The sequence below is a fragment of the Paenibacillus sp. sgz302190 genome, from assembly GCF_059820445.1.
On record NZ_JBZYAO010000001.1, the window covers coordinates 395,319 to 405,923 of the forward strand.

Here is a 10,605-nt window from a genome sequence, read left to right on the forward strand (position 1 = left end):
GTCAGCCAGCGATCCTATGATGTATCCGGTAGAATTTACAGTTAACGGCGAAAAGCGTACAGTTCGAGTAAGAGCCGCGGATATACTCTTATACACGCTTCGGGACAACCTCGGCCTCACGGGAAGTAAGTCCGGCTGCGACAACGGAGACTGCGGTACGTGTACGATTTTGGTAAACGGTACGCCTATAAAATCGTGCATGATGCTCACCGTGGAAGCCGGCGGAAAAGAAGTGATAACGATCGAGGGCTTGACGAACTCGCCGGTACTGCAAGCTTTTGTTCAAAATCAGGCATTCCAATGCGGTTATTGCACTCCCGGCTTTATCGTAAACTGCGAGGGCTTGCGGAATGCCGATCCCCATGCGAACGAAGAAACAATCAGGGTATGGCTGGAATCCAACATATGCAGGTGTACGTCCTATGAAGAAATTCATAAGGCTGTACAGGCCATTTTTACCACATAAGAATGTTTAAGTTCTTTACAGCGCTAAAGCGCGTAGAACCGCATTCTTATTGGCGAATAAACCTACCTCTGAACGCGGTCGCTCATCTTCGAAAAGACCTCGATAGAGGTTTATCTCACACTGAAACATGAATCCTCTGGGAGCTGAGGAGGGGGAAGTTTGGAAGAAATTCACCGTATTTTGGAGACCCTTCACCATACCGGTCAAAGAAGCGTGCTTGCGACGATTACCCGAGTGGAAGGGAGCGCATACCGCAAAGAAGGGACATCGATGCTGTTTCTTGAAGACAGCTCGCAGATCGGGGTATTAAGCGCCGGTTGTTTGGAGGCGAATCTTTCGGCTTGTGTGCCGGATATGTTGGAAACAGGCGTTTCCCGCAGCTTCGCCTTCGACATGCAATCAGCAGACCCGCTGTCCTGGGGGGAATCGCCGGGCTGCGGCGGTGTTGTCCATGTCACGATGGAACCGGTACAAGGTGTGTTCGCCGATCATCTACGTGTCTTGAAAAATTACCTGGATCAGCGAATCGAGGTCATACTCATGAAAAAGTTCGGCCCAGACGGTTCTGTCATTGATTATAGTTTCGTTACCGGAGATCGTCACCTATTCGGGGAGTGGCGGGGCGATATTCCGCCGGAATTGTTGGATTTGGCATCCGGGTCCGAGGCTTCGCGGAAGAGCGGAATGAAGTTCGTCTCATCCATGCAGTCGGAAGTTTTCGTTCATACGTATTATCCCAAACCCCGCCTGCTCATCTTTGGTGCGGGACCGGACGCCAGGCCGCTTGCCGCTTTTGCGGCAGCCGTCGGTTTTGCCGTCATCGTCTCCGATTGGAGGCCCGATTATTGTGAGCGGCGTTATTTTCCGAATGCTGAATACATGTTGTTGGGGTTTCCGGAGGAAACGGTAGGGATGATTCATGTTACGCCTTATGATTACGCCGTTGTAATGACTCATAATTTTAGGAGGGATCAGCAGCTGGTTCGGCTTCTTTCCGACCGTGGGCTTTGCTATCTAGGCATCCTGGGATCGAAAAATAGAACAAAACGGCTGCTCATCGATGTGCCGGTTCAGATGGAAATTCATTCTCCCGTCGGACTCGCGATCGGGGCAGAGGGGCCGGAGGAAATCGCCGTGAGCATTGTCGCAGAAATCATACGTACGTTCAGGAAAAAAAGAGCCTATGAAGTTGTTTTCCAATGAAGCGAAATCGTATCATCGGCATCTATTTGGCGGCGGGTCAAAGCACCCGAATGGGTGCGGATAAGCTTCGGCTTCCGGCAGGTCCTATGACTTTGGGAAATTACGCGCTGGCTGCGGCTTTGGGCTCCGGTTTGGATCATGTTGCGGTCATCTCCAACAGCCCTAAGGCGGAATGGGTGGATCACACCTTTTACCGGGAGCCGATCAGTCGGAAATGGTCCGTTATTTACTGCCCTGAAGCGCATTTGGGGCAAGCGCACTCCCTGCGGTGCGGCGTACAGGCTGCGGTTGCGATGGAAGCGGCAGCCGTCATGGTATTACTGGCGGATCAACCTTTAGTTGCACAAGAGATGATCGATGAACTGCTTGCATGCTTTCAAACGCATCGGGCGGCCAGCAGCACCGGTTTCGTGGCCTCAAGCTATGGCGGTTTGGCCAGGCCGCCGGTCATTTTTGCGCAGCGGATGTTTCCGGATCTCCTGCAATTGCAGAACGATCAGGGAGCCAGACAGCTTATCCGCAAGGAAAAATCGGGAATTTGCATCGATTTCGCAGCTCCGGATCTGTTCATGGATGTGGATACGGCTGACGATTACAGGATTTTGTTGGAAAAAATCATCGGCGGAAATCTTGAATGACTTGTTCAGCGTTCGTATATAACGCAAGCGGGTACTGGTAATTTGCCATATGGGCCGGCGCTTTTATTGGCAGGGCTAATTCATTGGATGCCGAGCCGGATGCCGCCGGATCTTCCAACACATGTTTCCATTGCTGTACAAGATCCGCCAACGTGTTCAAATAATCGGCCCACATTCGATGATCCGCATTCGTAAAATTGCCGCTTTCGGACCATATCACAAGAACCCGTATCATGTCTGCAAGATTGGCATAGCCGGATCGAAGACGGTTCATTTGCCGGTTTAATTGTTTCAAAATATTGCGTTTTTGTTGACCTAAAGGATTGTAGCGTAAACTTTGCTCCGCTTTATCCAGCTCGGTTGTCGCTTGATGCAGCTCCTGAAATAAAGTTTGCAAGCGAGTTTGCAAATGTTGCGCTTCATTAGCGGAACAGCCCTCTTGTACCCAAAGTGCGGTGTTAATAAAATGATTGGATAGATGGTCCGCGAAATGGAGCATCTTTTTTTTGGCTATGTTCAACGTATCGGGAGGAAATACCGCAATAAGGATCAAGATGGCAACGATCGCGCCGATAACGGTATCGCGTATCCGATCCAGGGAGTAGGCGGGCATCTTGCTCTGAAAATACAACACCAATAAAATGCTGAGAGCAACCTGAATCAGGATCGCATGATCCAATTTCAGCCAATTTACGATGAAAGCCCCGATAAGAAGCAGGAGCCCGATGCTCCAGCCGTTCAAACCGACATAAGGTGTTAACGATACGGTGAAAAGGACGCCGGCAATCGTTCCCGCGATGCGCTGCCATGCGAATTGGATCGACTTGTCAACGGTTAATTGAATGGACAATATGGCCGTCAGAGGAGCGAGATAAGGATGTTTGGATCCGGCCCACTCCGCGAGCTCCCATGACAGCCCGGCGGCTAAAGGGATTTTCCATACAACCCCTTTGTACTTGATAAAATCCATGATTTTATTCGTCATTTCGTTAAACTCCAATCTTGGGCATCGAAATACTCACCGAATGATCTGATTCATTTCCTTAGTATGTCAATCGCGATTTTCATTTATCACGAATTACGTGTCGGTCTCCCACAATACGAAGATGGGCGCCGGAAAAGGAGCCGTCCTGCTCGCCGAATCGATGCTGGCACGGGGGTACTGAGCTAAGCAATAAGGAGAACGCAACCCAGGCGAAAGCGCGGGGGCGTTCTTTTTTTACGTCTCGATTTTCTTTCCCAATGAATGTTTCATTATATTTTGTGCTACTATAGTTTATAAGATTAAACCATTAAACTGAGAGGCTGAACATGGATAGACAAGAACGCTTGAAACGGTTGACCAAAGAGTTCAGTGAATGTCAAAAAGCATTAATTGCGATTGGGGATGAAACGCGTCAATCCATTATTATTGCACTAATCGAAAGCGAAAGTGACAGCGGACGAGGCATTCGGGTCGGCGAGATTACAAAAAAGACTCATTTGTCCCGTCCGGCAGTATCCCATCACCTTAAAATGCTGAAAGATGCAAAATTAATTGGCGTTAGACGAGAAGGTACAATGAATTATTATTATTTGGATATTAGAAATAGCGATTTTTTTAAACTAAAAAAACTTTTCGACGATGTTGAATCATTTATTACCGAATTTAAGGATCGACCTTTCAAGCGCGATTAACATTCATGTATGGCATTGCGGCCAAGTTGGAAAATATAAAGTGAAATATGGAAAGGGGTTTTCTCTATGGAAAAATGGATGCCGATCCCCCAGCCGAAAAGATATGGCGCACTCGGGAATGTACCCTTGATCGATAAGGATTTGCCGGTATTATCTTTATGTAAAATCGCCGACGAGTTCGGTCCTATTTTTAAATTCGAGGGATTTACAAAATATGTGTATGTCCTCTCCGGGCCCGACTTAGTGGCCGAAGTATGTGACGAGTCGCGTTTTGACAAAGGCATCGATCACCTGCGTAAAGTACGTGAATTTTCCGGAGACGGACTGTTCACAAGTCTGTCGGAGGAACCCAATTGGAGGAAAGCGCATCAAATTCTGATGCCTTCATTCAGCCAGCAAGCGATGAAAGGGTATCACGGCATGATGCTCGACATCGCTTCGCAGCTTGTTCAAAAATGGGCGCGATTGAACCTGGACGAAAGCATCGACGTTCCTGAAGATATGACACGGCTTACGCTGGACACCATCGGCTTATGCGGATTTAGCTATCGTTTCAATAGTTTTTACAGAGAAACGCCAAACCCTTTTATCGTTAGTATGGTTCGATCTCTAGATGAAGCCATGCATTACGGTACCAGGCTGCCGATACAAAACAAACTGATGTTAAAAACAAAACACCAGTTCGAGCGCGATATTCAATCGATGTTCTCCTTGGTAGATAAAATCATTGCAGATCGTAAAGCAAGCGGAGATTACGGGGAAACCGATTTGCTCGCCCGAATGTTGAATGTTAAAGATCCCGAAACCGGGGAGCTGCTGAGTGATGAAAATATTCGTTATCAAATTATTACATTTTTGATAGCCGGTCATGAAACGACGAGTGGATTGTTGTCTTTTACGACCTACTACTTATTGAAACACCCTGAAGTTTTAAAAAAAGCTTACGCAGAAGTGGATGAAGTACTAACAGACTCAGTGCCGACTTATGAACAAGTGCTAAAGCTTAAATATATTCGGATGATTTTAAGCGAATCTTTGCGTTTATGGCCGACAGCCCCTGTATTTAGACTCAAAGCCAGGGAAGATACGACGATTGGGGGAAAATACCTCATTAAAAAAGGGGAGTCAGTGTCCGTTCTTTTGCCCCAACTTCACCGGGATAAGGGAGCCTGGGGGAACGATGCGGAACAATTCCGCCCCGAACGGTTTGAAGACCCGGCCAAAGTTCCAAACCATGCGTATAAACCTTTTGGGAACGGTCAACGGGCTTGTATCGGCATGCAGTTCGCGCTGCACGAAGCGGCTTTAGTACTCGGCATGATCCTTCAACAATTTCAATTGATTGATCATATGAACTATCAGTTGAAAATAAAGCAAACGCTGACGCTGAAACCGGGAGATTTTAAGATACGCGTTCAATTGCGAGATAAGAAAGTCACTAATACGCATGCAATCAAGCCTGATGATGCCGTTGCCGATGCTCCAAAACTTGACAACCAAGTGAAGAAAGCTTCCATCATCGGAGTGAATAACAGGCCGCTGCTCGTTCTTTACGGTTCGAATATGGGAACGGCAGAGCGTATTGCAAAAGAACTGGCGGACATTGCCCGATTGCACGGCATTCGAAGCGAAACCGCCCCCCTTAATGAGCGGTTAGGCAATTTGCCGAAGGAAGGCGCCTTATTAATCATCACCTCTTCTTATAACGGTAAACCGCCGGGCAATGCGCGACAATTCGTTCAATGGTTGGAACAGGTTGAAGCGGGGGAGCTTAAAGGAGTTCATTATTCCGTATTTGGCTGCGGGGATCGCAACTGGGCTTCTACGTATCAAGAGGTACCCAGATTCATCGACCGGAAGCTCGCCGAAGCAGGAGCGTCCAGGTTCTCTCTTCGCGGAGAGGCCGATGCAAGCGGAGACTTCGAAAAGCAGTTTGAAACATGGAAAAAACAAATGTGGACCGATGCGATGAAGACGTTCGATTTAAAGTTGAACGAAAACGCGGAAAAAGAACGGAGTACGCTGAACATTCAGTTTGTCAGCGGCTTGGCAGAAACTCCTCTCGCTCAATCGTACGAAGCGGTTCGCGGGACAGTCGCGGAAAATCGCGAGCTTCAGCAGTCCGGCAGCGAACGAAGCACACGGCACATCGAGATCGAATTGCCGGACGGGGTTACGTATCAGGAGGGCGATCACCTCGGAGTTTTCCCAAGCAACAGTAAAGAGAATGTCAACCGTATTCTACGGCGATTTCGTTTGAGCGAAAACGATCAAGTGATTTTGACGGCAAGCGGAGTTAGCAGCTCCCATCTGCCTTTAGATCGGCCTGTATCTCTTTGTGACCTGCTCAGCCATAGTGTAGAGGTGCAGGAAGCCGCTTCCCGCGCCCAAATACGCGAAGTTGCCGCTTTTACGGCTTGCCCTCCGCATAAGCGTGAGCTTGAAGCTTTGTTAGAGGAGGGAACATACGAGGAGCAGATATTGAAGAAGCGGATTACGATGCTTGATCTTGTTGAAAAATACGAAGCGTGCGAAATTCCGTTTGAGAAGTTTTTGGAGCTGCTTCCTCCATTAAAACCGCGATATTATTCGATATCAAGTTCCCCGCGGATGAACGCTGAACGTGCCGGTATTACAGTAGGGGTGGTGCGCAGCGCTGCTTGGAGCGGACAAGGCGAATATCGCGGGGTTGCCTCGAATTACTTGGCTGAACGCAAGCCCGGGGAAAACATGGTCATGTTCGTCCGTACACCGGAATCCGGATTCCAGCTCCCTGAAGATCCGCAGACACCTATGATTATGGTGGGCCCCGGGACCGGAGTAGCGCCTTTCCGCGGTTTTCTGCAAGGTCGTGCTATGATGAAGCAGGCAGGAAAATCGCTGGGCGAGGCTCATCTTTACTTTGGATGCAGGAACGAAGCCGATTATATTTACCGCGAAGAACTTGAACAATTTGAAAAAGACGGATTAGTAACGATTCATACTGCTTTCTCCCGCAAGGAAGGCGTACCTAAAACTTACGTTCAACATTTGATGGTGGAAAATGCAGCGGAAATAATCCGCATTCTTGATGGCGGAGGGCGAATTTACGTATGCGGAGATGGCAGCAAAATGACTCCAGATGTCGAGAACGCATTGCAGAAAGCTTATCAGCTTGTCCATGGGGCTGAAAAACAAGAAGCGGAAAAATGGTTGGCAAATCTTCAGACGAATGGAAGCTATGCGAAAGATGTCTGGGCGGGTTTATAAAAAAAGCAGGCCAAAACTGGAACCTTACAGTCTTGGCCTGCTTTTTTTCTGTTTTTCAACTATCGTTACCGATGAAAACCAACATTGGGATCACTTCGTATTCCGGCTTTCAGACCGGATAGGGAGTAAAGAGCAGCACAAAGCACAGAGTAGAACGGAGGGAGTCAGGTGTGGGGTGGAGGAGCGGAGGCTCCGCCTTTGAAACACAACTGATGATGGAGCGGGAGCCGGTGGCGGCGCTCCGCGAATGGCTGCTGCTATTCGTGGATTTTCTTGGCCTTCTTTTACTTTTCCACATTCATCCAAGCAAATTTTTTCAGGTCAACATCCTATGTATTCGAGAGCTGGGAAGGGATGTGAAAAGGTTGAATGTGAAAAAGCCAGCCCGTAAAGTGAAGGTATGTAATACTGTGCTGCGAAACTTGAAAAAGAAGTGGGCCAAAAACAAGTTGCCGGGATTACTGATCGACAAACGATACGCTCCTCGAATATTAAGACGCGGCAAGGAACCTGAACTGACCGGACGTATCGTTGTACCGGGGAATCGCGAGTACAACTCGGCTCGTCGGGAATTCAACACCTTCTTTAACAAATTCCCGCGAGTCATCGTATTTGCTCAGAAAACTCAGGATGTAGTCAACGCCATACGTTGGGCCCGCTATCATAACGTACCGATCCGCATGCGTTCCGGCCGCCACAGTTACGAGGGCTTGTCGGTCGTTAACGGAGGAATCGTGATTGACGTGAGCGACATGCATCAGGTGGATGTGAACCGCAGGCACGGCATCGCCGCAGTACAGACAGGCATTAGGGGAGGCGCCTTGAACTCGGCACTCTGGAAAGAAAGGTTGGTGGTGCCGGTCGGGCTTTGCCCAACCACAGGCATTGCCGGAGTCTCTCTTGGAGGCGGTCACAGTATTCTATCTCGACCCTACGGTCTCACGATCGACCATTTAGTCGATGTCGAAATGGTCAACGCCGACGGACGCACGATTCACGCCAATGCCAGCCAAAACGCCGATCTGTTCTGGGCATTGCGGGGAGGGGGAGGAGGCAACTTCGGAATCTGCACGAACTTCCGCTTTCGGACTCACCCGATTGAAACGGTCGGCTTTGCTGAAATCGGTTGGGACCTGCGTGATCTTGAACCAGTGCTTCGGACTTGGCAGGATTATACTGTTCCAGGCGCGAATGAGCAGCTCACCGTTACCCTTGGGATAGCTAACGGACGGCAGTCTTCGGAGAGTTACCCTATATTGATGCAAGGAGTCTTCCTCGGATCGGCCCAAAAGCTCCGCCAATTGCTGCAGCCATTGCTTCGGTCCGGGTCGCCGCGGAAGGTTGTTATTGAGGAAATACCGTGGATTGAGTCTGTTGAACTGGTAGCGAAGACGACGCCAACAGCTCCTTATCCTTTTAAAAGCGTCGGACCCTACGTCTATCATCGGCTGCCCGAGGCTGCCATCTGCACTATACGGCGTTTCATTGAATCGCCGCCTACCTCTGCGGTCTCCATCTTATTTCACGGTTTAGGCGGCGCGATGGCCAAGGTGCCGAATCGGGCTACAGCCTATTTCTACCGCCGGGCTTTGTATAATGTAACTCCTACTGCCACCTGGAACAAACAAGCGGAGGCGAGGCGGGGAATTAGCTGGGTAGAGAGCTTTCGCAGGGCGATGCTCCCCTTTACCCGCGGTGTTTACGTCAATACGCCGGACCTCCAAATCAAACACTGGCAGCAGGCCTACTACGGTAGTAATTTCGACAGGCTGACACGAGTTAAAGCCCGTTACGACCCGAATAATATGTTCAATTTTCCACAGAGCATCCCGCCGGCCCGGCGATAACACCTATAATCATAAAACAGATTTTAACGGAATTTGCTCATACCGGAAGGCAGTCCCTGAAAAGCTGCCATAGGCTGTTGAAAAACCCCCACGTTAAAGGGGATAACCCCAACCTGCCTGCTGCACGAAGAAAACCTGCAAATATACATGAATTTGCGTCCTTGATCGCTGGCTACGACAAATTCCTGCAATTGTGCAGGCTTTTCAGCGGGAACATGGGCTCAGGTTCACTTTCAGCGAAAAATCCTGCACTTTTGCAGGATTTTCGCCAAAACAAGCCGATTTCATAGAAAAAACCTGCGCTTTCGCAGGCTTTTTCCCTAACACGATGTTTCCTACCCATTTTGTTCAGTACCGCGACCTCACAAGGAGAGGTGCGCACCCGGAAAAAACGGCTGTCCTTCAAATTAAGGGCTCACTGTTTCCCATAGCCCTAACCCTAACTGAGTGTCGCGGCTTTCTCGGGCGGCCTGAGGCGGCTCCTGAAAAGCTGCCTCTATTTGTTTGTCAGTCCATTCGCATCGGATTACCCGTCATTCCGAAGCTTCACTGAAGCTCCCTTAATGAGAGAGACATATATCCGCTCATGTTCCACTTCCTCGCCTGCGATGAGGCGGAGGAGCTGCTCGGAGGCCATAGCGCCCCAACGGTACTTGGAATACTCGATGGTGGAGAGGCGCGGCTGAAGATAGTGGGTCAGATCAATGTTGTCAAACCCGATGAGCGAGAAGTCCTCGCCTACCCGAAAGCCTCGGCGGGCCGCATAGTTATGCAGGCCGATCGCCATCTCGTCGTTCATGCAGAACACGCCGACCGGGCCGTCATATGAATCCAGAATGATGCGGCCGGCCTCTTCGCCTGAGCCTTTATTGAAGTCGCCTTCGATTATGACCGCCTCGATATCGGGATGGCGGTCCAGCGTCTGGCGGACGGCAATCATCCGCTGCCGGGAGTCGAACGAGTCCGACGGACCGGTCACGACATACAGCTTGCGGTGCCCGGTTTCGATCAAATAGTCCATCGCCAGATTGGCGCCGGCCTTATTGTCCAGCAGCACCTGATTCACGGCCGGATGATTAAGCTCCCGGTCCAGAACGACGAGCTTGTGGCCGCGGTCCGCGTAATCCAGCAGCTCCTCGTCGGAGAAGGTGGAGTCCAGAATGATGGCCCCGTCAATCATGCGCTCCGGGAGCAGCCTGTGAGACTGCATGCCGCTGCAGACGATCAGGTCGTAGCCCTTGCGGTTCAGCACTCCCTTCATGCCCTGAAGCAGGTCGCCGTAGAAGGCGCCGGTGAAATCGGTCAGGAACGCCCCGATAATGCGGGATTCCTGCTTTTTGAGCTGGCGGGCCGCAGCATTGGGAATGTAATTCAATTCCTTGGCGATGGCAAGAATTTTTGTGCTTGTTTCGGGTGTAACCTTAGGACTGCCGTTCAGCGCGTAGGAGACGGTCGAGATCGAGACTCCAGCCTGTTTGGCAATATCCTTGATGCTGACCATCGGGTTCCCTCCTAAAGACTGCTT

The 10,605-nt window shown here is 50.0% G+C and carries 8 protein-coding genes; 6 read left to right on the forward strand and 2 right to left on the reverse strand.

Annotation, left to right across the window (positions count from 1 at the left end; genetic code table 11):
• Positions 1-16: 16 nt before the first annotated feature.
• From AC6RNO_RS01840 to AC6RNO_RS01850, 3 genes are all read left to right on the forward strand, one after another.
• A complete protein-coding gene (locus AC6RNO_RS01840) occupies positions 17-466 on the forward strand; it encodes a 2Fe-2S iron-sulfur cluster-binding protein (RefSeq protein WP_497104627.1) in 450 nt (149 codons plus the stop codon).
• Positions 467-625: 159 nt separating this feature from the next.
• On the forward strand, positions 626-1,669 hold the full coding sequence (locus AC6RNO_RS01845) for an XdhC family protein (RefSeq protein ID WP_497104339.1): 1,044 nt from the start codon (positions 626-628) through the stop codon (positions 1,667-1,669).
• A complete protein-coding gene (locus tag AC6RNO_RS01850) occupies positions 1,666-2,307 on the forward strand; it encodes an NTP transferase domain-containing protein (protein ID WP_497104340.1) in 642 nt (213 codons plus the stop codon). The genes AC6RNO_RS01845 and AC6RNO_RS01850 overlap by 4 nt, the downstream gene beginning before the upstream one ends.
• Here AC6RNO_RS01850 and AC6RNO_RS01855 read toward each other — a convergent pair.
• Positions 2,285-3,292 (reverse strand): aromatic acid exporter family protein, encoded by a 1,008-nt coding sequence (locus tag AC6RNO_RS01855; RefSeq protein WP_497104341.1) that lies wholly within the window; start codon positions 3,290-3,292, stop codon positions 2,285-2,287. The two genes, AC6RNO_RS01850 and AC6RNO_RS01855, sit on opposite strands and share 23 nt — an antisense overlap.
• A 326-nt stretch (positions 3,293-3,618) precedes the next feature.
• Here AC6RNO_RS01855 and AC6RNO_RS01860 point away from each other — a divergent pair, with 326 nt between their 5' ends.
• From AC6RNO_RS01860 to AC6RNO_RS01870, 3 genes are all read left to right on the forward strand, one after another.
• Positions 3,619-3,984, forward strand: a complete 366-nt coding sequence (locus AC6RNO_RS01860) for a metalloregulator ArsR/SmtB family transcription factor (RefSeq protein WP_497104342.1) — start codon at positions 3,619-3,621, stop codon at positions 3,982-3,984.
• A gap of 66 nt (positions 3,985-4,050) precedes the next feature.
• Positions 4,051-7,233, forward strand: coding sequence for a cytochrome P450 (locus tag AC6RNO_RS01865; RefSeq protein WP_497104343.1), 3,183 nt, complete (start codon positions 4,051-4,053; stop codon positions 7,231-7,233).
• Positions 7,234-7,403: 170 nt separating this feature from the next.
• Positions 7,404-9,080: an FAD-binding protein gene (locus AC6RNO_RS01870; RefSeq protein WP_497104344.1), complete on the forward strand. Its 1,677-nt coding sequence runs from the start codon at positions 7,404-7,406 to the stop codon at positions 9,078-9,080.
• A gap of 526 nt (positions 9,081-9,606) precedes the next feature.
• Here AC6RNO_RS01870 and AC6RNO_RS01875 read toward each other — a convergent pair.
• Complete coding sequence (locus tag AC6RNO_RS01875) at positions 9,607-10,581, reverse strand: substrate-binding domain-containing protein (RefSeq protein ID WP_497104629.1); 975 nt, start codon at positions 10,579-10,581, stop codon at positions 9,607-9,609.
• Between the last annotated feature and the right edge of the window lie 24 nt (positions 10,582-10,605).

Coding starts and splice junctions, on each gene's coding strand:
- AC6RNO_RS01840 (WP_497104627.1), top strand. CDS start 17: ATGATGTATCCGGTAGAATTTACAGTTAACGGCGAAAAGCGTACAGTT.
- AC6RNO_RS01850 (WP_497104340.1), top strand. CDS start 1,666: ATGAAGCGAAATCGTATCATCGGCATCTATTTGGCGGCGGGTCAAAGC.
- AC6RNO_RS01855 (WP_497104341.1), bottom strand. CDS start 3,292: ATGACGAATAAAATCATGGATTTTATCAAGTACAAAGGGGTTGTATGG.
- AC6RNO_RS01860 (WP_497104342.1), top strand. CDS start 3,619: ATGGATAGACAAGAACGCTTGAAACGGTTGACCAAAGAGTTCAGTGAA.
- AC6RNO_RS01865 (WP_497104343.1), top strand. CDS start 4,051: ATGGAAAAATGGATGCCGATCCCCCAGCCGAAAAGATATGGCGCACTC.
- AC6RNO_RS01875 (WP_497104629.1), bottom strand. CDS start 10,581: ATGGTCAGCATCAAGGATATTGCCAAACAGGCTGGAGTCTCGATCTCG.